This window comes from Bradyrhizobium sp. AT1, assembly GCF_001590795.1.
Classification (GTDB): Bacteria; Pseudomonadota; Alphaproteobacteria; order Rhizobiales; family Xanthobacteraceae; genus Bradyrhizobium.
In genome coordinates this window covers 6,817,884-6,841,284 of record NZ_JXDL01000001.1, presented here as the reverse complement: position 1 = coordinate 6,841,284, position 23,401 = coordinate 6,817,884, and the positions used below count along the sequence as shown (strand labels likewise).

Annotated in this window: 18 protein-coding genes; 11 read left to right on the top strand and 7 right to left on the bottom strand. The window is 64.7% G+C overall.

Annotated elements, in window-relative coordinates; all coding sequences use genetic code 11:
- Positions 1 to 310: 310 nt before the first annotated feature.
- Entirely contained in the window at positions 311 to 574 is a 264-nt protein-coding gene (locus SE92_RS31695; protein WP_063202404.1) for a hypothetical protein, read from the bottom strand.
- A 418-nt stretch (positions 575 to 992) separates the two neighbouring features.
- Between SE92_RS31695 and SE92_RS31690 the strand changes: the two genes are divergently transcribed.
- The 5 genes from SE92_RS31690 to SE92_RS31670 all read left to right on the top strand — a co-directional run bounded on the left by SE92_RS31690 (position 993) and on the right by SE92_RS31670 (position 10,766).
- Positions 993 to 3,668 (top strand): nSTAND1 domain-containing NTPase, encoded by a 2,676-nt coding sequence (locus SE92_RS31690; RefSeq protein ID WP_198172830.1) that lies wholly within the window; start codon positions 993 to 995, stop codon positions 3,666 to 3,668.
- Positions 3,669 to 3,892: 224 nt separating this feature from the next.
- Positions 3,893 to 5,107, top strand: a complete 1,215-nt coding sequence (locus SE92_RS31685; protein WP_063202401.1) for an SMP-30/gluconolactonase/LRE family protein — start codon at positions 3,893 to 3,895, stop codon at positions 5,105 to 5,107.
- Positions 5,108 to 5,467: 360 nt separating this feature from the next.
- Positions 5,468 to 6,652, top strand: a complete 1,185-nt coding sequence (locus tag SE92_RS31680; RefSeq protein ID WP_063202399.1) for a calcium-binding protein — start codon at positions 5,468 to 5,470, stop codon at positions 6,650 to 6,652.
- 151 nt (positions 6,653 to 6,803) lie between these two features.
- Positions 6,804 to 9,311, top strand: coding sequence for an excinuclease ABC subunit UvrA (uvrA, locus tag SE92_RS31675; protein WP_063202397.1), 2,508 nt, complete (start codon positions 6,804 to 6,806; stop codon positions 9,309 to 9,311).
- Between the two features lie 144 nt (positions 9,312 to 9,455).
- Positions 9,456 to 10,766 (top strand): ABC transporter substrate-binding protein, encoded by a 1,311-nt coding sequence (locus SE92_RS31670; protein ID WP_063202396.1) that lies wholly within the window; start codon positions 9,456 to 9,458, stop codon positions 10,764 to 10,766.
- A 227-nt stretch (positions 10,767 to 10,993) separates the two neighbouring features.
- Here SE92_RS31670 and SE92_RS31665 read toward each other — a convergent pair whose 3' ends face one another.
- From SE92_RS31665 to SE92_RS31655, 3 genes are all read right to left on the bottom strand, one after another.
- Positions 10,994 to 12,163 (bottom strand): Gfo/Idh/MocA family protein, encoded by a 1,170-nt coding sequence (locus SE92_RS31665; protein ID WP_063202394.1) that lies wholly within the window; start codon positions 12,161 to 12,163, stop codon positions 10,994 to 10,996.
- A gap of 45 nt (positions 12,164 to 12,208) precedes the next feature.
- Positions 12,209 to 12,523, bottom strand: coding sequence for a septal ring lytic transglycosylase RlpA family protein (locus SE92_RS31660; RefSeq protein ID WP_063202392.1), 315 nt, complete (start codon positions 12,521 to 12,523; stop codon positions 12,209 to 12,211).
- 279 nt (positions 12,524 to 12,802) lie between these two features.
- A complete protein-coding gene (locus SE92_RS31655; RefSeq protein WP_063203864.1) occupies positions 12,803 to 13,237 on the bottom strand; it encodes a hypothetical protein in 435 nt (144 codons plus the stop codon).
- Between the two features lie 282 nt (positions 13,238 to 13,519).
- On the opposite strand from SE92_RS31655, the gene glgC reads away from it, so the two are divergent.
- Genes glgC through SE92_RS31640 form a run of 3 tightly spaced genes read left to right on the top strand, consistent with a single transcriptional unit; the run spans position 13,520 to position 16,522 of the window.
- Positions 13,520 to 14,782, top strand: a complete 1,263-nt coding sequence (gene glgC / locus SE92_RS31650; protein ID WP_063202390.1) for a glucose-1-phosphate adenylyltransferase — start codon at positions 13,520 to 13,522, stop codon at positions 14,780 to 14,782.
- Positions 14,779 to 16,224 (top strand): glycogen synthase GlgA, encoded by a 1,446-nt coding sequence (glgA, locus tag SE92_RS31645; protein ID WP_063202388.1) that lies wholly within the window; start codon positions 14,779 to 14,781, stop codon positions 16,222 to 16,224. The genes glgC and glgA overlap by 4 nt, the downstream gene beginning before the upstream one ends.
- Before the next feature lie 37 nt (positions 16,225 to 16,261).
- A complete protein-coding gene (locus SE92_RS31640) occupies positions 16,262 to 16,522 on the top strand; it encodes a SemiSWEET transporter (RefSeq protein WP_063202387.1) in 261 nt (86 codons plus the stop codon).
- 162 nt (positions 16,523 to 16,684) lie between these two features.
- Here SE92_RS31640 and SE92_RS31635 read toward each other — a convergent pair whose 3' ends face one another.
- The gene (locus tag SE92_RS31635) at positions 16,685 to 17,479 is read right to left on the bottom strand and encodes a DODA-type extradiol aromatic ring-opening family dioxygenase (RefSeq protein WP_063202385.1); all 795 of its coding nucleotides are present in this window, start codon (positions 17,477 to 17,479) and stop codon (positions 16,685 to 16,687) included.
- Positions 17,480 to 17,635: 156 nt separating this feature from the next.
- Between SE92_RS31635 and SE92_RS31630 the strand changes: the two genes are divergently transcribed.
- On the top strand, positions 17,636 to 17,815 hold the full coding sequence (locus tag SE92_RS31630) for a hypothetical protein (RefSeq protein ID WP_063202383.1): 180 nt from the start codon (positions 17,636 to 17,638) through the stop codon (positions 17,813 to 17,815).
- Positions 17,816 to 17,835: 20 nt separating this feature from the next.
- Here SE92_RS31630 and SE92_RS31625 read toward each other — a convergent pair whose 3' ends face one another.
- Entirely contained in the window at positions 17,836 to 19,296 is a 1,461-nt protein-coding gene (locus SE92_RS31625) for a carboxylesterase/lipase family protein (RefSeq protein WP_063202382.1), read from the bottom strand.
- A 259-nt stretch (positions 19,297 to 19,555) separates the two neighbouring features.
- On the opposite strand from SE92_RS31625, the gene SE92_RS31620 reads away from it, so the two are divergent.
- A complete protein-coding gene (locus tag SE92_RS31620) occupies positions 19,556 to 20,785 on the top strand; it encodes an LON peptidase substrate-binding domain-containing protein (RefSeq protein WP_063202380.1) in 1,230 nt (409 codons plus the stop codon).
- Positions 20,786 to 20,886: 101 nt separating this feature from the next.
- Here SE92_RS31620 and SE92_RS31615 read toward each other — a convergent pair whose 3' ends face one another.
- Positions 20,887 to 21,096, bottom strand: coding sequence for a hypothetical protein (locus SE92_RS31615; protein ID WP_063202378.1), 210 nt, complete (start codon positions 21,094 to 21,096; stop codon positions 20,887 to 20,889).
- A 229-nt stretch (positions 21,097 to 21,325) separates the two neighbouring features.
- Between SE92_RS31615 and SE92_RS31610 the strand changes: the two genes are divergently transcribed.
- A partial coding sequence (locus SE92_RS31610) for an alpha/beta hydrolase fold domain-containing protein (protein ID WP_063202376.1) occupies positions 21,326 to 23,401 on the top strand: 2,076 nt, incomplete at its 3' end.

Here is a 23,401-nt window from a genome sequence, read left to right as displayed (position 1 = left end):
TTACGGGCTCACAGGGACTACCCGCCCTGCCCGCACCCATCGTGCCGACGCTGCCGCGTCCACCGCAAGCCCGGCTCGCGATCAAGACGACGACGAGATCGCCCCTCTTGGTGAGCCGGGATGAGCGACACATACGCCAAAACCGAATTTCGGTAAAGTGGAATATTTTCGCAGCGAGGGATTGACAGAGGGCGACACAGGCAAGGTCCCGTAGCCCGGATGGAGCGCAGCGCAATCCGGGACGGTGCCAGATGCCGGGCGAGCGGCCCCGGATTACGCTGACGCTCCATCCGGGCTACGGGCACCGATCCTACCCCGCGCGGCGGGCGCGGGCCCTCGTCTCCCAGCGGGTCAGCATCTGGCCGAGCTCGCCGTTGACCACGGGGACCGCCGTGATGGCGCTCGCGATCTCGTTGGTGTTGGCCGGCGCGTTCGCGTTGAGCCAGTCCGGCTCGGCGTATTCGCGCCAGCGGCGGGCTTCCGCGCGGCGTTTGCTGGAGATGTAGTCGCGCGTGTAATAGCCGGCCGCAAACGCGGCCCCCAGCAACACGATCAATACGATGACGCCACCCACGTTCGACTCCGTTCATTGCCCTCGGACGGCTTCTGCGATGCAATGCGCGCGAAATCATGGCTCGAACCGGGCCGAATGCGGTGCCTGCCGTACTTTGCCGCAAACAAGTTTTTCTCCATCCGGCGGAACGCTTTCGAATCCCGCAAATGGCGCAAGTCGGACGCACTCCGTCCCGACTTCCATCACGGCGCAAGCGCGTACCCAACCGATGCGCGCAAATTGGATTTGCGCAATTGGTGGGAGCGTGGAATCCTCGCTGCTTTCTGGTGCAGTACAGAGTTCAGGGCATTACCAGGATCGCTTGGCGAACCGCACGAAGGCTCCACAGAAGCTCTCGGTCTTCCGTTGCGGGGCGCGGGCAAGCGCGGATCACCTGGAAACACCCTCTGCTCGGAACCAGTCGGCAGGGCCGAGGGGAATGGGCAATATCTTCATCAGTCACTCGAGCCGAGATGTTGATCGGGCCAAGGAGGTCTTGACCTGGCTGACGGCGAATGGCTGGGACGACGTCTTTCTCGATCTCGATCCTGAACGCGGAATTGCGGCCGGCCAGCGCTGGAAAGATGCGCTGCAGAAAGCCGCGCAGAGATGCGAGGTCGTGCTTGCGCTCGTCTCCAGCGAATGGCTTGCGTCACACTGGTGCCGGGCGGAATTGGACACCGCCCGCCTGATGGGCAAAAAGATCATCGTCGCTCTGATTGGGGCCGACAAGGCTGACGTGCCGGTCGACCTGAGCGACGAGCAATGGGTCGACCTCAATGCCGGTGCTGGCGAATACAAGCGCCTGGCGGCCGGGTTGAGGATTGCCGGGCTCGATCCGTCGACTTTCGACCTGCCGCCCGGACGTCCCCCTTATCCCGGCTTTGCGCATTTCGATGAGCAGGATGCGGCGATCTTCTTCGGGAGGGATGGACAGATCGTGCGCGCACTCGATCGGATCCGCGTCCTCGCGCGGGTTGGGGTCGACCGCATGCTCGTCATTCTCGGCGCATCGGGATCGGGCAAGTCGTCGTTTCTGCGTGCCGGATTGCTGCCGCGCCTCAACCGCGACGACCGGACCTGGTTGCCGCTGGCAACGATCCGGCCGGAACGCGCCGCCATCTCCGGTGACTTCGGACTTGCTCAGGCCCTCCTGAGCAAGATCAGCGAGGACCGCTTTGCCGGAGAGTTCCGCAAGCGCGGCCTGCCGCGCAGCCGCGCCGCGATCCAGGAATTCATCGAGGCGGACGACGCCGGTCTCCTCAAGCTTTTCGGCGCGTTGCGGGACATCGCCCATCAACCCGATCTGTATGGTCCGAATTCATCGCCACCGACTATCATTCTCGCCATCGACCAGGGAGAAGAGCTGTTTGGCGAGGATGGCCGCGCGGAAGGCAGGCGCTTCATCGATATCCTGACCCGGACGCTGAACTCCGATTCCGCTCACGCCTTGGCGCTGGTCGCCATGCGCTCGGATGCACTTCCCCGTCTGCAGGCAGAAACGAAGTTCGCCGGCTTCCCCAAGGACACTTTTCCTCTGGAAGCCATGTTGGAGAGCTCTTACCGCGCGGTGATCGAAGGGCCGGCAAGGCTGCTCAAGCCAAAGCCGCTCAAGCTTGATCCGAGGCTGACCGATGAATTGCTGAAGGACGTTTCCGGCCAGGATGCGCTGCCGCTCCTCGCCTTCACGCTTGCGCACCTCTACCAGAACTACAGCGCCGACAACGAACTCAATCTGGTCGATTACGAAAAGCTCGGCCACCTCAAGGGCGTCATCGAAACGGTCGCGAAGGAGGCCTTTGCCGACGGCGTCGCAAGGGGAGAACTGCCGAAGGACGAGAATGACCAATTGGTGCTGTGGCGCGAGGCCTTCATCCCGCATCTGGTGCAGGTCAACGACGCAGGGCAGTTCGTCCGGCGCGTGGCCAGGCGCGACGATCTTCCGCTAAGGGCGCTGCCGCTGATCGACCGGTTTGCCGAACGCCGCCTGTTGATCAGGGATCGACGGACCGATGCGGGAGCCGAGGTCGAAGTGATCGAGGTCGCACATGAAGCGCTGCTGCGACAGCCGCCGCTGAGTAAACTGCTGGCGGACGACCGCGAGTTCATGATCTGGCGGCAGCGGCTCAGCCGCATGTTCGAGCTCTTCACGGCCAATGAGAGGGGCCTGCTGGTCGGCCGCGAACTGCAGCGCGCCCGGGAGTGGCTGCAAACGCGCCCGGACGCAAATCTGCCGGCCTCCGAGCGAGCATTCATTGCCGACAGTATCGCCGAGTCCGATAAGCAACTGGCGGCGCAGGCCGAGCGCGAACGGAGAGACCGGGAAGACCAGCTCGAAAAGGCGGAGTCGCGCGCGCGGCTGCGCCGGCAAGGGATCGCCTTGGCGGTGGCAGCGCTTCTTGTCCTCGTCGTCGGCGCAGGCTGGAGCTATGCCTATATTCAGCAGCGCGAAGCCACTGCTCAGCGAGCTCTCGCAGACAAGGCCAGGACCGAGGCGGAGACGCAGAAAGCACTTGCAGATCAGCAAAGGATCATCGCGGAGCGCCTCGCGGCGCAAAATGCCGTGCTGCTCGAAATGCTTCAGCTGTTCGTGACCAGTTCAATTCCAGCCAATATGGAGGCGCAGGTCGACAGCGCAACGGCAAAACTGTTGGCTGGGCGCAAGAGATATGAAGATCTCGGCAAGCAGCTGAACATACCGTGGTATTTCATCGGTATACTGCATGGCGCCGAGGCCAATTTCGATTTCGGACGACATCTGCACAACGGCGATCGGTTGACTGCGAGAACCGTCAACGTTCCGAAAGGCCGCCCGCTCAACGGCAACCCGCCGTTTTCCTGGGAGGAAAGCGCGGCCGACGCTCTCGAGCTCTACGGACTGACGAAGTCGAGAACCTGGAGTTTGGGCGAAGTGCTGTACCAGCTGGAAAAGACCAACGGCCTTGGTTACCGCAGATACAAGATCAATTCACCTTACGTCTGGGCGTGCACGAACCACTACACCAAAGGAAGATTCATCAGCGGCTCTTTCAATCCCGAGGCGACCGTCAGGTATTGCGGCGCCGCCGCGATCCTCAAGAAACTGGTCGAACAGGCCCAGGTGACGTTCAACTGATCCATCCTTTCGCGATCGAGGCAGAGGCGGCATGGGCCTGCCTCTGCCTTCCGCCGTTGGGTCCCGCGGACGGCAACAATTGCATCAAAAGTGTGGCACTGCGACATGCATCGCGCCGCGCGAAGATTTTGCGCGCCGCTCTCGCAACTCGCCGCGGAGCGGACTAGCCTTGAGGTTGCCGAGCCGGGATCAACCGGCCGGCAGCACATTGGGAGGCTACGACGATGACCGAGGAACATCGCGGCTCTGACACGACACTTTCACGACGCACACTTGTCCGGGGGCTCGCGCTTGGCGCCGCAGCCACCGTCGCCGGGCCCGCGCTGGCCCAGACCGGACCCGCCGCACCGCCGACCACCATCACCACACCGCCGCGCGATTTCAGCCCCCGCGGCGCGCCGACCACTTATTTCTGGGACCCCGACATCATCGCGGTCGATCCCTCCTTCAACGATCTCGCGCAGCCCAACACCGCGATCACGCGCCTGTACACCGGCGTGCTGTGGGCCGAGGGCCCGGCCTGGAGCGCGCAGGGACGCTATCTGTTGTGGAGCGACATTCCCAACAACCGGCAGATGCGCTGGAGCGAGGACGACGGCCGCGTCAGCGTGTTCCGCACGCCGTCCAACAATTCCAACGGCAACTCCTTCGACTTCCAGGGTCGCCAGCTCTCCTGCGAGCACCTGACGCGGCGGGTGACACGTTATGAGCATGACGGCACCGCCACCGTGCTCGCCGATTCCTATCAGGGCAAGCGGCTGAACTCGCCGAACGACGTCGTCGCGCATCCCGACGGCAGCTACTGGTTCACCGATCCGCCCTATGGCGGCCAGCTCTACGAAGGCGAGCCTGACGTCGCGGGCGGCCCGAGCAACGCGGGCGGCAAGCTCAATCCGCGGATCGGACAGCCGGCCGGCTTCACACCGGGCAAGCGCGAGCTGCCGACCAATTGCTATCGCATCGACCCCTCCGGCCGCATCGACCTCGTCGTCACCGAAGACCAGGTGCCCGATCCCAACGGCCTCTGCTTCTCGCCGGACTACAAGAAGCTCTACGTTGCCTCCACCGGCAAGGGACCGGGCGACACCGGCCCCGGCGGCAAGGGCGAGATCTTCGTGTTCGACGTCGGCAGCGACAACAAGCTGTCGAACGTGAAGAAGTTCAGCGATTGCGTGGTCGACGGCGTGAAGTGCGGGCCCGATGGCCTGCGCTGCGACGTCAACGGCAATGTCTGGGCCTCCAGCAATGCCGGCCGCGCCGTCGGCTATAACGGCGTGACGGTGTGGTCACCGGAAGGCAAGCTGCTCGGCCGCATCCGCCTGCCGGAAGTTTGCGGCAACATCACCTTCGGCGGCCCCAAGCGCAACCGCCTGTTCATGGCCGCGAGCCAGTCGCTCTACGCGGTGTTCACGGCAACGCAGGGCGCAGGGCCGGGCTGAGACGAAGAAAGCACCGCTATTGCGGTGTGCACTGCTATCGTAGGGTGAGCAAAGCGAAGCGTGCCCACGATTCTTTCGATTGGGAAATGAGATGGTGGGCACGGCGCTTTGCGCCTTTGCCCACCCTACGGCACCGTTGATCAACTCACCGTTCGAACGTTCCCGCCGGCAAATCCGCATTGCATGACAGATTCACGACGCGCTCGCGCAGATGCAGTTCCGCGGCCGCAATCAAGCTGCACCGCGGGCCAATCTCCGCCATCAAACCGAAGATGATGCGTGATGCGGCACAGCCGCAGCGCGTACGAGCATGATGCTTTCCCTCGTTCAGCGCCGGACATGAACTGGGGGAGTTGCACGATGCGCCGCATGCCAAACGACACGATCCTCACCCACGTCGGAAGCGGGGAACTCGTGATCATATTCGGAGACCCGGGTCTCCCGGTCGACGGCCGCGGCGGCAACGACACCATGATCGCAACAGTCGATGGCGGGCCCACCACGCTGCTGCTGGTCGGCGACGATGAGAGCTTGCAGGGCCGCTCGCATGGCGGCAACGACCATTTCGTCGCCGATGTCGCGGCCTTCGGCGCTTATGTCGCCGTCGATGGCGACGCCCGGACGATGTCAGGCGATGCTCATGGCGGCAATGACGTCATGAACGTCGACGCCACAGGCTCGATCTATACGACTACCTCGCTGTTCGGCGACGCCGAGATGGCGATGACGGAGGCATCGCGCGGAGGCAATGATTTCATCACGGGCACGATGGGAAACAGGGCGTATGGGACGTTTGTCGGCGATGCCGGCACGACCATGAGCGACGATACGCGCGGCGGCAACGACATCATCAACGTCACCCAGGCCGGAAGCTATGGCGCCGCATCGATCTCCGGCGATGCCTTGCTGTCCCTGAGCGGCGATGCGCGCGGCGGCAACGACATCCTCATCTATACCGTCGGCACCGAGGCGCGGTCGGGCGGCGCGGCACTCTGGGGAGATAGCAATTACATGACCGGCAACGCCCATGGCGGCGACGACATCCTGATCGCAACCGTTGCCGGCAACCCCGACTCGACGTCGATCATCATGTACGGCGATGCCTCGACCATGTCGGGCAGCACGCATGGCGGCAACGACATGCTCATCGGCAGCGCGCGCGGCGACTGGCTGTACGGAGACGCCAACACCTACGCGCCCTCCTCGGCCGGATCGATCACCGGCGGCCGCGACCTGCTGAACGGCGGGGGCGGCAACGACCAACTGTGGGGCGGACCGAACAACGATCTGTTCGTGTTCAAGGCCGGCTCGGGCCAGGACGTGATCAACGATTTCGATCAGGGCAACAAGGCCGCGGGCAGCGCAGCCCCCGAGCACGACGTCATCGACCTGCGCGCCTACGGGTTTGCGGACTGGGCCGCGCTGAAGAGCCTGATCAGCGACGACGACGCCGGCAATGCGGTGATCCAGCTGGCCGCCAACGACACGATCACGCTGGACGGCGTTCATGCCGCCGATCTCGGCGCGAGGGATTTTTTCGTCTGAGGCTCGGATTTCTGCCGCCCCAGGCCCCCGGCAAGGCCCTTCGCTGTCACCGCGAGGGGGTTGCTTTGTGCAGAAAGCAACCAAGCCGTCTGGCATCAAAGGACCCATCCTGCGATCTTGCCGTTGATCCCGACCCGGCCGGAGCAGTGAGATGGACGACCGATCAAGACGACCCGACAGTCTGATGCAGGACGACGGCTTCGTCCGTGTCCGGGGCGCGCGCGAGCACAACCTGAAAAACGTCGACGTCCGCATTCCCCGCAACGCCCTCGTGGTGTTCACGGGCGTGTCGGGCTCCGGTAAATCCTCGCTCGCGTTTGGAACGATCTACGCCGAGGCGCAGCGGCGGTATCTCGAATCCGTATCGCCTTACGCGCGGCGGCTGTTTCATCAGATGCAGATCCCCGAGGTCGACGACATCGAGGGCCTGCCGCCCGCGGTGGCGCTGCAGCAGCAGCGTGGAGCGCCGACGACGCGGTCATCCGTCGGCAGCGTCACCACCATCTCGAACCTGCTCAGAATGCTCTATTCCCGCGCCGGCGATTATCCGCGGGGGCAAGCGATGCTCTATGCGGAGGCGTTCTCGCCGAACACGCCGGAGGGCGCCTGCCCGACCTGCCACGGCATCGGCCGCATGCTCGACGTCACCGAGAAATCCATGGTGCCCGACGACACCAAGACGATCCGCGAGCGCGCCGTCGCGGCCTGGCCGAGCGCCTGGCAGGGCCAAAACCTGCGCGACATCCTGACGACGCTCGGCTACGACGTCGACAAGCCCTGGCGCGAGCTGCCGAAGAAGGACCGCGACTGGATCCTGTTCACGGAGGAGCAGCCGACCGTTCCGGTCTATGCCGGCTACGATGCCACTGACGTCAAGCGGGCGCTACGCCGCAAGGAGGAGCCGAGCTATCAGGGCACCTTCACCGGCGCCAAGCGCTACGTGATGCAGACCTACGCCAAATCCGAGAGCGCGATGATGAAGCGCCGCGTCGCGCAATTCATGATCACGCGGGACTGCCCAACCTGCCACGGCACGCGGCTGAAGCCCGAGGCGCTCAAGGTGAAGTTTGCCGGATTCAATATCGCCGAGATGTCGCATCTGCCGCTCAAGGCGATGGAGGAGGTGATCAGGCCGTTCGCAAGGGCCTCCGTGGACAAGTCGGAGAAGGCTGTCGTCGCACGCCGGATCTGCGAGGATCTGTCGGCACGGCTGGCCGTGCTGCTGGACCTCGGCCTCGGCTATCTCGCCTGCGAGCGCTCTACGCCGACGCTGTCGCCGGGCGAGCTGCAGCGCTTGCGCCTTGCGACGCAGGTGCGCTCCAATTTGTTCGGCGTCGTCTACGTGCTCGACGAGCCCTCCGCCGGCCTGCATCCCGCCGATACCGAGGCGCTGCTGCGGGCGCTGGACCGGCTGAAGCGCGCGGGCAATTCGATCTTCGTGGTCGAGCACGAGATCGAGGTGATCCGCCACGCCGACTGGCTGGTGGATGTCGGTCCCGACGCCGGCGACGGCGGCGGGCTCATCCTCTATAGCGGACCGCCGGAAGGGCTTGGCGAGGTCGAGCAATCGCGCACCGCGCAATACCTCGCGCGCCCGCGCAAGAAGCTGCCGGCGGTGCGCCGCGAGCCAAAGGGACATCTGAAGATCAGGGGCGTGAGCCGTAACAATCTGCGCAAGCTCGACATCGACATTCCGCTCGGCGTCATCGCCGGCATCACCGGCGTGTCGGGCTCCGGCAAGTCGAGCCTGATCAGCCAATTCCTCGTCGACAATGTCGCCGCGCATCTCGGCCATACGCTCGCCCTTGACGACGACGACAGCCTGGCGCCGACGGTCGAGACCCTCGGCGGCAAGATCGTCGCCGGCCTCGACGAGGTCAGCCGCCTCGTCGTGGTCGACCAGAAGCCGATCGGCCGCACGCCGCGCTCGAACCTTGCGACCTACACCGGCCTGTTCGACCATGTGCGGAAACTGTTCGCGGCAACGCCGCAGGCCAAGGCACGCCGCTACGATGCCGGGCGCTTCTCGTTCAACGTCGCCAAGGGCCGCTGCGCGACCTGCGAGGGCGAGGGCTTCGTCTGCGTCGAGCTGTTGTTCCTGCCGAGCGTCTACGCACCCTGCCCGACCTGCAAGGGGGCGCGCTACAACGACAAGACGCTGGAGGTGAAGATCGGCGGCAAATCCATCGCGGACGTGCTGGCGATGCGCGTCGACGAGGCCTTCGCCTTCTTCGCGGACGACGCAGCGCTGAACCGCTCGCTGTCGGTCGTGCGCGAGGTCGGTCTCGGCTATATCCGGCTCGGCCAGTCCGCGACCGAATTGTCCGGCGGCGAAGCCCAGCGCATCAAGCTTGCGACCGAGCTGATGCGTCCGCAACGCGGCCACACGCTCTATGTGCTGGACGAGCCGACCACCGGGCTGCACCCGCGCGATGTCGAGCGCCTGATCGCGCAGCTCGACCGGATCGTCGATGCCGGCAACAGCGTGATCGTGGTCGAGCACGACATGGACGTCGTGGCGCACAGCGACTGGATCATCGATCTCGGCCCCGGCGCCGGTGACGAGGGCGGCCGCATCGTCGCGGCGGGAACGCCGGAGCAGGTCGCCAAGTCCGGCGGCAAGACGGCGCCTTACCTGGCGCGGCGATTGAAGCAGTAGCGCGCGATCGGGCCGGCCTCTCGCGGTCATTTCGCAATTGCGATCGGCTGCCCCCGACTTTCGCCATGTTGACTTTCCGCGATCGGCCTCCCCATACTTCGCAAAAAAACAACCAATCATAAGACGGTTTTGAGGGAGGATAGGATGCCGACTTCACGCAGGCAGCTGCTGAAGGGTACGGCGGCTGCCGCCGCCACGCTCAGCCTCGATTGGACCAGGGCCCAGGCGCAGGCCGAGAATTTGCGCATCGGCCTGATCTACGACCTCACCGGCCCGTTCGCCGCCGGCGGCTCGGTCGCCTCCTCGGTCGGCGCGCAGATCGCCATCGACCTCGTCAACGAGAAGGGCGGCATCGGCGGCAAGACCAAGATCGTGCCCGTTGCGGCGGATTCCCAGAGCAAGGCCGACGTCGCCATCAACGAGGCCGAGCGGCTGATCAGCCAGGAAAAGATCGACATCATCAACGGCGTCTATTCCAGCGCGCACGCGGTGCCGATGGCGGCCAAGGTCGAGCAGCAGAAGAAGATCCTCTGGATCACGACCGCGGTCTCGACCGCCGTGTTCAAGGACAAGAACCTGCAATACGTGTTCCGCGCGCAGATCCATTCCGATCAGTACGGCCAAGCCTTTGCCGGCTTCCTCGCCGAGCATGCGCAAGCCAGGCTCGGCATGGATCCCAAGGAGGTCAAGGTCGCGCTGATCCACGAGGATGGGCCCTACGGCGTCGGCGTCGCCGCGGCCGACGAAGCCTACGCCAAGCAGGCCGGCATCCAGGTGGTGCTGCGCGAAGGCTATTCGGCCTCCGCGCCCGACCTCTCGGTACTCGTCACCAAGCTCAAGCGCGCCAAGGCCGACGTGATCTCGCATGCCGGCTACAACCCCGACATCACCCTGTTCCTGCGCCAGGCCCGCGAGAGCGGATTGCGCTTCAAGATGCTGTTCGGGGCAGGCGCCGGTTACAGCCAGCTCGACAAGCTGCGCGCCACGTTCGGCGCCGACATCGACAATTTCTGCAACATCGATCCCGTGCCGGCGCAGCTGCTCGATCCTGCAAAGCTGGCACCGGGCATGGGCGAGCTGATCAAGACCATGGTCTCGCGCTACCAGACCAAGACCGGCGCCACCGACGTGCCGCCGCATTGCTCGATGGGTTTCAACCAGACCTGGGTGCTGCTCAACAACGTGTTGCCGGTCGCCAAGGAGAAGTACGGCAGCTTCGAGCCCGAAGCCATTCGCAAAGCCGCGCTGGACGTCGACATCCCTGCCGGCGGCACCATCCAGGGCTATGGCGTGAAATTCTTTCCGCCGGGCACGCCGCTGTCCGGCCAGAACGAACGCTCGACGCCTGTCGTGATGCAGAACGCCGGCGAGCACATCTCGGTGGTGTGGCCGACCAACATCAAAACGCGGGACCCGGTGTTTCCGCTGCCGAAGGGCTCGACCTACGGGGCGTAGTATTGAACGCGCTGAAATGGATAGCGAGCATCGGCGCCGTCTTCCCCTCTCCCCTTGTGGGAGAGGGTGGCTCGCCGCGAAGCGGCGAGACGGGTGAGGGGTCTCTCTCCACGCGTGAACCTCTCGCCGTCTGAATTCTCGGATAGATACCCCTCATCCGGCGCTTCGCGCCACCTTCTCACAAGGGGAGAAGGGATAGCAGCGTGCCTGTGGTCTCTTCAGCGGCCCTACAACACCACCCGCCGCCCCTCCTCCGCCGCCCAGTAGCCGGCATAATTCACCTTGATCGTCTCATAGGCCAGCGCGAGATCCGACAGCGGCTGCCGGCCAGTCGCCACGCATTCCATAAAGTCCTGGATCTCCTGCAGATAGCCGCGCGTCCATTCCTCCTCGAGGCAGACATATTGCCAGCCGGTTTTGCGGTCGACCTTCTCGGTGATGTAGACGCTGGCGAGCTTCTCCTCGCTGGTCTGGTAGCTCATCAGATGGTCGTTCGGCGTGATGTTGGCGAACAGCGAGCCGCCGGACGTGTAGGTCTCGATCAGATTGCGCACGCCGCCCATGATCATGTCGCCGGAGAACACGGTCGCCTTGGTGCCGTCGGAGAAGGTCGCGGTGAGCGTGCCCCAATCCTCGACGTCGACGGGATTGGCCTTGATGTAGGTGCGCTCTTCGGGCTTGAGGGAAGCGGTGACGTTGCCGACATCGCAGGTGACGCTGGCGACCTGGATTTTCTCCCCTCGCGCGCGCGCCTCGACCTGCTTCAGATACAGCACGGCCGAGAGCGGGTGACAGCCCATCCGGATCAGCGAGCCGCCGCCGGTCATCGCCCATTGCGCGGCGTGGGCCGCATGCGAGCCGGAATGGCTCTCCTCGCCCTTCATGAACAGGATCTTGTCTTTCGTCGCCCTGATGATCTCGGCGGTCTTGGTCACCGCGGGCGCGTAGACCCAGTCCTCGGCATACATGAAGAGCTTGCCGGTGCGCTCGATCGCGGCGCGCGTCCTGTCCATCTCCTCGATCACGCGCTGATACATCAGCGCCTTCGGCACGTGCTTGCCGATCGGCTGCGCATCGCCGTCACGGCCGAAATAGCCGGCGAACGGCTTTTCGCAGATCACATGCTTGCCGGCCTGCATCGCGCCGACGATCATCCGGGCATGGAGATTGGGCGGCGTGCAGATGTCGACGACGTCGAGCTCGCGGTCGGCGATCAAGTCAGTGAAGCTGCGGTAGACGCGCGGGATGTTGTGGTGCTGCGCGAACGCGACGACCTTGTCGCCGCGCGCGGCCACCGCCGCGACCTCGACGTTCACGCCATAGACGCGCCGGAACGCAACCATGTGCAGCTCCGACACGAAGCCGCAGCCGACGAGTCCCACCCTGATCCTTGCCATCGTGCTCCCCAATGCTTTGGGCGGCACTATAGCGTGCGGGCCGGCCTATTCCACGGAGACTCGCACCACGCCGGCGCTCATCATGCCGAGCGCCCGGGCGGCGGGCACCGAGAGATCGACGATGCGGCCGCGGATGAAGGGGCCGCGATCGTTGACGCGGCACTGGATCGAGCGGCTGCCATAGGACACCCTGAGCACGCTGCCGAACGGGCGCGTCCGGTGCGCGCAGGTCAGGGCGCCGTCTTTGCTGGCTTTGCCATAGCCGTAATACGAGGCGAGCCCACTTTCGGCATGGGCGACGGAAAGGGATGAAAGCAAGAGAGTGGAGAAAGAAAAGAATAGTGTCGTCTGCGCTTGCACGGCACCGCTCCCGGTTGGCCCTGCCCGGCGCTGCAAACGTTGACGCGTTCCCCAAGGTTCCCAAGCTCCGTCTTGCCGAAGCACGGCGGTGCCATCAAACATTGTTTCTCTTTGTGAACGCCGGGCGTCGGCGCATTCGACCCGCGCCAGCTCAGGAAGCGAACACGATGCGCGAGCCTCGCCTCAAGGCCGGCCCGCTGCATCTCGCCGCGATCGTGCTCATGCATTTCGCATGCATGAGCCTGATCGTCTGGCTCTCGCTCTAACCGCGCGCCGCGCTCACCAATAGCGGCGATGATAGTGCCGGTGATAGACCCGGTATGGCCGGTAATAGCCGTAGCTGTAATACGGCCGATAGGGCCGATAGTACCGCGGATAGACTGGCGCGTAGCCGTAGCCGCCGTAATAGGCGGGGGCATAACCGTAGCCGTAGCCATAGCCCGGATATCCGTAGCCGTAGCCGCCGTAGTAAGGCCTGCCATAATAACCATACGGCGCGCCGCTGGCGATGGCGCCACCGATGATCATGCCGGCCGCAAGACCGCCGAAGCCCCAGCCGCCGCCGCGCCAATGCACCTGCGTGACGTCGTCGCCGACCGCGGCCTTCATGGTCGCGACATTGGTCGGCAGCGGGGCCGCTGCCGCCTGCTGGATTTGGCCGGCGATGACCACCCCAGCCAGTGAACAGGCTATTACCGTTTTCCAGACCCTCATCATCTCACTCCTGTCTGACGTTTCGCTTGGAAAAGGATCGCAGTGTCATGATCGGGTATCCTTGCGCCAAGTCAAAGTCCGGATTTTGCGTGCGGCGCACAAGTCCCGCCCACGGTGCGCTGCTGGATGGCCAGGCGAAAGCATTAAGCTTGCCGCGTTCGCAACCAACAACCCACTTCCTGATTTACTATGCGTACCGTTACTATCGGTTCCAGTGGGCGCGGGACCGCGGGGCCTTCTCGCGACAAAAAGCCCCGAAATGCCAGAGTTTGGGAGGATGACATGAGTGCCGTCGGTAGTGAACCGCTCGCCCGTCAGGCGCTGGCGTTCGTCCTGGCGGGCGGACGCGGCAGCCGGCTCCTGGAGCTCACTGACCGGCGCGCCAAGCCCGCCGTCTATTTCGGCGGCAAATCCCGCATCATCGATTTCGCGTTGTCGAACGCCGTCAATTCAGGCATCCGCCGCATCGCAGTGGCGACCCAGTACAAGGCGCACAGCCTGATCCGGCACCTTCAGATGGGCTGGAACTTCTTCCGCCCCGAGCGCAACGAGAGTTTCGACATCCTGCCCGCAAGCCAGCGCGTGTCGGAGAACATGTGGTATGTCGGCACAGCGGATGCGGTCTACCAGAACATTGACATCATCGAATCCCACGCCTGCCGCTTCATCGTCGTGCTGGCCGGCGACCATATCTATAAAATGGACTACGAGGTGATGCTGCGCCAGCACGTCGAGAGCGGCGCCGACGTCACGGTCGGCTGTCTGGAGATGCCGCGCGCGGAGTCTTCCGGTTTCGGCATCATGCATATCGACGAGAACGGTTGGATCCAGGAGTTCCTGGAGAAGCCGAAAGATCCGCCGCCGATGCCCGGCAAGCCGGACGTCTCGCTCGCCAGCATGGGCATCTACGTGTTCAACGCCAAATTCCTGTTCGACGAGCTCAAGCGCGACGCCGAGGACCCGAACTCCAACCACGATTTCGGCAAGGACATCATTCCCTACCTCGTCAAGAACGGCCGCGCGATCGCGCACCAGTTCTCGACCTCCTGCGTGCGCACCAACGGCCACAACGGCGCCTATTGGCGCGACGTCGGCACGGTCGACGCCTACTGGTCCGCCAATATCGATCTCACCGACGTCGTGCCGGAGCTCGATCTGTTCGACCGCGCCTGGCCGATCTGGTCCTATGCGGAGATCACGCCGCCCGCCAAATTCGTCCATGACGAGGAGAGCCGGCGCGGCCAGGCCGTCAGCTCGCTGGTCTCGGGCGGCTGCATCATCTCCGGCGCCTCGCTGCGCCGCTCGCTGCTGTTCACCGGCGTGCGCATCAACTCCTATGCCAATGTCGAGAACGCCGTGATCATGCCTTACGTGAATGTCGGCCGCGGCGCGCGGTTGAAGAACGTGGTGATCGACCGCGGCGTCGAGATTCCGGAAGGCCTCGTCGTCGGCGAGGATCCGGAGCTCGACGCAAAACGCTTCCGCACCACCGAGCAGGGCATCTCGCTGATCACCCAGCCGATGATCGACGGGCTCAATAAATGACGCCTGTTCGCGTCCTCGCGGTCGCCTCTGAAGTCTATCCCATCGTCAAGACCGGCGGCCTCGCGGATGTCGCCGGTGCGCTGCCGATCGCGCTGAAGGCGCATGGCGTCGAGATGCGTACCTTGATGCCGGGCTATCCCGAGGTGATGCGGAAGGTCGCCGGCGCGGCGGAGCTCCGGACCTGGCCCGATTATTTCGGCGGTCCCGGGCGGCTGCTCGCCGGCTCCCACGAGGGGCTCGACCTGTTCGTGCTCGACGTGCCGCATCTCTATGCGCGGCCGGGCAATCCCTACGTCACCTCCGAGGGCGTCGACTGGCCGGACAACGGCGTGCGCTTTGCGGCGCTGTCCCGTGTCGCCGCCGATATCGGTCACGGCCTCGTTCCGACGTTCGTTCCCGATGTCGTGCACGCCCATGACTGGCAGGCCGGGCTGGCGCCGGCCTATCTGCATTATGATAATCGCCCGCGGCCGGCGACCGTGATGACCATTCACAACATGGCCTATCAGGGCAAATTCGCGCCGGAGCTGATCGGTGCGATCGGCCTGCCTTGGCACTCCTTCAGCGTCAACGAGCTCGAATATTTCGGCGGCATCAGCTTCCTCAAGGCCGGCCTGCAATTCGCCGACCGCATCACCACGGTATCTCCGACCTATGCGCGGGAGATCCAGAGCGACGAAGGCGGCATGGGGTTCGGCGGGCTGTTGCGCGCACGCAGCGACGTGCTGAGCGGCATCCTCAACGGCATCGACACCTCGGTGTGGAATCCGCAAACCGACCCGCACATCGCCTATCGGTTTGGTGCGGAGGACCTGACGTTCCGGGCCGCGAACAAGGCCGTGCTTCAGCAGCAGTTCAATCTCGATTCCTCCGACGAAGCGCCGCTGCTCGGTGTCATCAGCCGTCTGTCCTGGCAGAAGGGTCTCGATCTGCTGCTCGAGGCGATTCCGACGATTATCGAGCAAGGCATGCAGCTTGCACTGCTCGGAAGCGGCGACCGCGATCTGCAGGAAGGCTATCAGGCGGCGGCGCGCGCCAATCCCGGCCGCATCGGTGTCGTGATCGGCTATGACGAGATCCTGGCGCATCTGGTCCAGGCCGGCTCCGATGCGCTGATCGTGCCCTCGCGCTTCGAGCCGTGCGGCCTGACCCAGCTCTGCGCGCTACGCTACGGCTCCGTGCCGATCGTCTCGCGCGTCGGCGGGCTGGAAGACACCATCGTCGATATCGGCGAAACCGGACACGACGCCACCGGCTTCAAGTTCGGCCCGGTGACCGCCGATGCGCTCGCCTGGACACTGCGCAAGGTCAACACCGCTTTCCATAACAAAGCCGCTTGGCGACGGCTGCAGCGAAACGGCCTTGCCACCGACGTCTCCTGGCGCGGCCGCGCCGGCGAATATGCCGCGCTGTATCGCGGATTGATGGCCGCCCGCGCCTGAAGCATGACCGTCGTCGAATCCATGCTATAGAGCCGGCATGGACCCCTTCGTGATCAAGCTGATCGGCTTTGCCGCCGCCACCTGCACCACCGTGGCCTACGCGCCGCAAGCCATCAAGGTGTGGAAGACCCGCTCCACCGGCGACATCTCGCTCGGCATGTTCCTGGTGATGGTGCTGGGCCTCGCGCTCTGGCTGATCTACGGCCTGCTCTCGGGCGACGCCCCGCTGGTCGCGGCAAACGCCGTCACCATGGTGCTCGCCGGCGGCATTTTGTTCATGAAGCTGAAGTACGGGTGAATGTCCCTCTCCCCTTGTGGGAGAGGGTGGCTCGCCGCGTAGCGGCGAGACGGGTGAGGGGTCTCTCTCCGCGAATTCACATGAGAGTTGGGGTCGCGGAGACATACCCCTCATCCGGCGCTTCGCGCCACCTTCTCCCACAAGGGGAGAAGGAAGAAACATTCACCCAAACATATACGAGGCCATCGCGACATTGGCTACCTCGTCGACGAAGACACGTTTCCCGATGTCGCTGCCGGCGGCGCCTGCCGCCACCATCAGCGGCAGCAGATGGTCCTCGCGCGGATGTGCCAGGCGCGCGCTCGGGGCGTTCTCCCAATCCACCAGCATCGCGTTGCGGCGCGCCGGATCCTTGTTGCTGATCGCCTCGTTCAGGTAGGCTTCGAAGTCATATGAGACCGGCTTCGATTCCGGCCGGTTGAAGCCGCGCATGTTGTGATAGGTCAGCCCGCTGCCGACGATCAGGATGCCTTCGTCGCGGAGCGAGGCGATGGCTTCGCCGACCTTGATATGCTCGGCCGCATCGTAAGCCGACTTCAGCGACAGCAGCACGATCGGCATGTCAGCCTCCGGATACATCAGCCCGAGCGGCACGAAGGTGCCGTGATCGAAACCCTGGTTGGGATCCTCACGGCAATCGAGGCCTGCTCGCGCAAGCAGCGCCTTCACTTGCGCGGCGAGCTCGGGCTGGCCCGGCGCCGGATATTTGAGGTGGTAGGTATGCTCGGGGAAACCGTAATAGTCGTACACCATCGGCGGATGCGCCGAGGTCGACACGGTGAAGGCGTCCGCCTCCCAATGGCCGGTGATGACGAGCACGGCCTTCGGCCTTTCCGGCAACAGCTGCGGCAGCCGGCCGAACTCCGCGGCCGTCTTGGCGTATTGCACCCGCCTGTCTTCCATGAACGGCCAGGGGCCGCCGCCGTGCGACAGGAAGAGGGTCGGAAATCGCGTCATGGGGCTCGCCTCAATGGCCATAGGCGCGGTGCCAGCGCCCGCGCGACCGGCGGCGAGCATAGGCAAACCGGCATGGTTAGCAAGTCGTTAACGATTTGCCGCCCAAAATCCCAGGCATGGCCGAAGCAGTCGGCCTGAAGACAAGTGAGACGTGAGATGAAGAAGTTTGCGCTGGGGGACGTCGTCAACAGTGACAAGGGCCGCCGCGGCATCGTGCGCGCCGCCTTCAGGTCGCGCGAAGGCCAGCAGTTCTACGCCGTCGAGAAGGACGGCGCGATGGACTATCTGGAAGAAGACCGGCTGACGCCCGCGCCTCGCGTCGAGCTCGCGGCGTAAATCCACTCTCTCTTGGCGCGTTAGCGCGCGAGCCGGTCGAGACGCTCAGACCAAGGATCGTCTGCGCTCGACATGCGGTCGTTCGTGATCAGCAGCAGGCGATCGCGGCCCGCGGCGCGGTCCCAGCGCGGCAGATCGCCGCCATTGGGATCGCCGCTCTTCGCAAAATTGATCCAATAGGAACGCATGCGGCTTGCGACCTCGCGATCGCCGCGTGAGAAGATGCCGGCTCCCGGCACGCCTTCCGCACCGAAGATGAACTGCAATTCCCGCCCGTGCCCGCCTTCGGGATTGGCGCGGCGCGGCTCGGGCACATAGCCGAAGCGATAGCGAAAGGTTGCTGCGCCGCTTGCGGCATGCAGGCGGGCCAGCAATCTCGCGGGCTCGGAGAAGACCTTGTCGGTATAGACCCTCGCCGCAAGGTCGGACGGCCGGGCGAGGTCGGGATAGAGCTTGCGCAGGTCATCGCTCGCGAGGCCCGAGGATGCGACCTCCTCCTTGATGTCGGACTCATTGTCGAAACCGGTCTCGTCATCGTTCGAGCCGACGATAAGGGGAATGCGGCTTTGATGACTGGCCGCAAAGCCGGCGGCAATATCGTCGGTCACCAGCTCTCCGTCGATCATCGGCGCAAAGCCGCGCCGCGATGTCTGCAAGAGACGGCTCTCGGCGGCAAGCACGTGTCGCGGTTCGGCGGCACGCAAATCCGCCTGCGGTCCCAGCGCCGTCACGAGCTGCCGGCCGACGACCTCCGCCTCTTGCAACGAGCGCAGCCGCACGCGCGCGGGGAGTGACTGCAGGATGGCTTTCTGGAACAGACCACGCGCTGGCGCGGACAGCATCAGAAGCGCGATCGACGTCGCGCCTGCGTCGCTGCCAAACAAGGTGACGTTACCAGCGTCGCCGCCGAAGGCCGCGATGTTGTCATGAACCCAATGAAGGGCCGCGATCTGGTCCATCAGGCCGTAATTGCCGGAGCCGTTTTCCGACAGCGCGGGATCAGCGAGCCAGCCGAGCGCGCCGAGGCGGTAATTGGCGGTCACCACGATGAGGCCGGCTTGCGCCAGCCTGGCGCCGTCGAACAGCGGCTCGTTCGCGGTGCCGCTGACGAAGCCGCCGCCGTGGATGAACATCATCACCGGCAGCGGGCCGTCGACCCCGAAGGGACGGAACACGTTCAGCGTGAGACAATCCTCGCTCGAGGCCCGCAGCGCCGGCTGCAGACACGGCGCGCCATACGCGTAGGCGGTCTGCATCTCCGAACTTTCGGGCGTCGGCCGCGGCGCGCGCCAGCGCAGCGCACCGACCGGCGGCGCGGCGTAGGCCAGTCCCTTGAACGAGGCCACCTCGCCTTCGACGGCGCCGAGCATCTGTCCTTCACGCGTCAGCGCGAAGGGAAACTGTCCGACCGGCTGGGCTGCGGCCGAGCCGGCGCAACAGAGGACTGCGACAGCCGCAGCGAGCACCAGCAAGGATCGCATCGGCAAGTTCTCGAGACAGGGAGGTGCGGTCCGAATTTACGGTCCTCCGACGCGACGGGGCAAGCCTGCTGCAGGCGGAATTGACAACGCGCGTCCTTTGGTTCAATTTTTCCTCCGGTTGATACGACCTGCCGGTTGCACCCCCGCGGGGGACGGTGAACGTATCGGAGCCTTTTTTGGCCACCCTTTGCCCGAGCGACCGGGTCAGCAACGCAACCACCTGACACGCCTGGCTCGCTCATTGCAAAGGACGAGATAAATGCGCGATTTTCGCGATGCCAAGGCTATGGCGCAGACCCTGCGCGACTCCCTCAAGACGAAAGCCTTCACCATGAGCCACGCCGAGAGCCTGGAGCTGGTCTCCAGGATGTTCGGCGTTGCCGATTGGAATACGTTGTCGGCGATGCTTCGGACCGGTCGATACGACCGCAAGCCGACAGCAGTTGCGATGCGAGATGCACCTCATGCCGGCGTCACAACCTATCCGGCCATTTCGTTGCGCGATCTGGTCCCATTCCCCGCCGCGACCTATCCGCTGTTCATCGGACGCCCGAAAACAGTTCAGGCGCTCGAACGTGCCTTCGGACAACAGCGCGAGGTCGTGCTCGCAATCCAGAAGCAATCCGGCGTCGACGAGCCCGGCCTCGACGACATTCATTCCGTCGGCGTGCTCGCCCAGCTTCTGGAGCTCGAACCGCTTCCCGACGGCACGTTGAAAGTGCTGACGCAGGTCCACCGCCGCGTGCTGATTCATCGCTTTGTCGGCGATGGTGCTTTCGAAGCCGAAGTCGCCGCTCTCAGCGAAGGACCTATCCCCGACGCACCCGAGTTGATCCTGCGCGCAATCAAGCGCTTCGAGCGTTATGCGGCAACCCGCCAGATCATCATCCCCGACGTTTGGCCGCTCCTCGAGCAGACTCGCGATCCCGGACGCGTCGCCGATATCGTCGCAACACGCTTGCGGCTGCCGATGGCCGACAAGCAGAGCCTTTTGGCAACGCTCGATGCCGTGGCCAGGCTGAGGCAGGTCGATGCCTTCATGGATTTCAGCCGTCCGGCTTCGCCGCAACTCCAGGCGACGATACGGCAAGCGCTCCTGCATGCGACCCGCCGGAACCATCAATATGCGACGCTCGAACATCTTCTACTCGTCCTGCTCGACGATGACGACGCGGCCGGGCTCCTTCGATCCTGCAATGTCGATTTCGAAGTGATGAGGACGAGCTTGCAGGTCTATGTCGATCGCGGGCTGAACAACATCGCCGTTCAGGGCGAAGGCGAAGCCAAGCCGACTGCCGGCTTTCGGCGCGCGGAACAGCGTGCCGAGCTTCATGCGCACGAGCTCGGCCGCGCCGAGGTCACGGGCGCGGACATGATCATGGGCATATTGCCGGAGACGAGAAGCCCGGCAGCTCAATTGCTGGGCGAGCAAGGTGTATCGCAGGCCCGCGCTGCCGGTGTCATGTCCCGCCGCTCCGAGCAACCCTGAGATCGTCGATCTGTCCGGAGCGTGCCGCGTTTTGGAAATCGACCGTACCAGCTCGGCCAGCCAGAGCTGGGCTTGACTGCATTTGCGTTTGGGTGTCGAGCCTAACCGTTCTTGCCGGTGAGTTCCGCCAGCGCGTGCCGCGCGACGATGCCGAGCTCACCGAGCGTGGAGTGCCCCGCTTGCGCGGCCTCGATCAGGCGCTCGGCGATGAACCTGCGGCTGTCGTGATCGCCGCCATGCGGCAGCTGGCGGCACGTCTCCTCCAGGACGACGTCCATGTTCGCTTTGGTTCGCTCACTCAACTCTGGCATGACGCTTCGTCGCTACGCGTGGCTTGTAGCCGCAAGCATATACAGACGGATCGGCCATGATTAGCCCGGGTGATCACGGCCATTGTGCATCGCGATGCGTGTAGCGCCGCAAGATTCACGTGGCCATGATGCCGCCGCAAACGACCACCGAAGATTGCACTTGCTCTGATGACAAGCTGAACCTGCAGCGATAGCCTGCCGGCAAAACAAAACATACGGGAGGAATGCGATGTCTGACGCAATGGTTGCTACACGTGCCTCCGGGGAACGCGGAACCGCCCAGCAGGTCGATGTCGCCGTGGTCGGCGCCGGATTTGCCGGGCTCTATCTCCTGCATCGGCTGCGCAAGGCCGGCCTCTCGGCCGTTGCCCTCGAAGAGGCCGGCGATGTCGGCGGCACCTGGTACTGGAACCGCTATCCCGGCGCCCGCTGCGACATCCAGACCATCGACTACAGCTACACCTTCGATCCGGAGCTGGAGACCGCCTGGACCTGGTCGGAGAAGTACGCGACCCAGCCCGAGATCCTGCGCTATCTCGGCTTCGTCGCCGACCGCTACGATCTCAGGCGCGACATCCGCTTCAAGACAAAGGTCACCGAAGCCCGATGGGACGAGAAGGCCGAGCGCTGGCTCATCAACACCAGCAACGGCGCGCCGGTGTCCTGCCGCCATTACATCATGGCCACCGGATGCCTCTCGGCGCCAAAGCCGCCGGAGATCGAGGGCGTCAAGGATTTCAAAGGCGAGGTCTATTTCACCGGACGCTGGCCGCATGACGGCGTAGATCTCAAGGGCAAGCGCGTCGCCGTGATCGGCACGGGATCGTCGGCGATCCAGTCGATCCCGCTGATCGCCGAGCAGGCGGCGCATCTGACCGTGTTCCAGCGCACGCCGAACTTTGCCCTGCCCGCGCATAACGGCCCGGCGCCGGCGGACCGGATGAGCCTGCTGCAGAGCGACCGTGCCGCCTATCGCGAGCAGGCGCGCCAATCGATGGCCGGCGTGCCCTATCCGCAGCAGACGGTGGTGAGCTGGCAATTGAGCGATGCCGAGCGTCGTGAACGGTTCGAACGGGCCTGGGCCGCCGGCGACCTCGTCCACATCCTCACCCAGCTCTGGGCCGACCAGGCCGTCGACGTCGACGGCAACAAGATCGTCCAGGACCTGATCCGCGAGAAGATCCGCGCCGCAGTGAAGGATCCCGAGACCGCGGCGGCGCTGATGCCGGACGACCATCCTTTCGGCGCCAAGCGTCCATGCCTCGACACCAATTACTACGCCACCTACAACCGGCCCAACGTCACCCTGGTCAATTTGCGCCAGGAACCGATCAAGGCGATCACCGCGAACGGCATCACCACGGCCAAGCGCAACATCGACATCGACGTGATCGTGTTCGCGACCGGGTTCGACGCGATGACCGGCGCGATCCGTGCCGTGCATCCGATCACGGGACGCGGCGGCAAATCGCTCACCGACGTCTGGGCCCATGGGCCGCAGAGCTATCTCGGTCTCACGGTCGAGGGCTTCCCGAACTTCTTCATGATCACCGGGCCCGGCAGCCCGTCGGTGCTGTCAAACATGGCGGTGTCGATCGAGCAGCATGTCGACTGGGTGGTCGACCGCCTCGCCGCATTGCGAGATGCCGGCTTCACCACGATGGAGCCGACCGAGACGGCGCAGGCCGGCTGGGCCAGGCACATGGCCGACTGCTCGATGGTGACGCTGCACCGGCTCGCCAACACCTGGTACACGGGCGCCAACGTCCCCGGCAAGGTGCAGGGCCTGATGCCCTATACCGGCGGCGTCGGCCCCTATCGCAGCATCTGCGACGAGGTGGTCAGCCGCGGCATGCTCGGCTTCAAGCTCACCGGCCCGGGCGGCACGCAATGCAATGACGGCGAGGTGGTGCGGCTGCAGCCGGACGTGCGGCTGGTGCTGAACCTGCTGACGTCGCTGAACCTGCCGCCGATCGAGACGATGGGCGCAGAAGGCGCACGCGCCTTTGTGAACGAATTCAACAAGGGCCGGCCCGCGGGGCGGCCGATCGGCGACATCGTCGACGGCACGCTGCCTGTTGCGGACGGCACACTGCCGTACCGCGTCTACAAGCCGGCCACGCCTGGGCCGCATCCGGTCGTGGTCTATTTCCACGGCGGCGGCTGGGTGCTCGGCGACGAGCAGTCGGACGAGCCGTTCTGCCGCGACATGGTGCGTCGGACCGGGATGATGTTCGTCAGCCTCGGCTATCGACACGCGCCGGAGCATCGCTTCCCGACCGCGGCCGAAGACGGCTATGCGGCC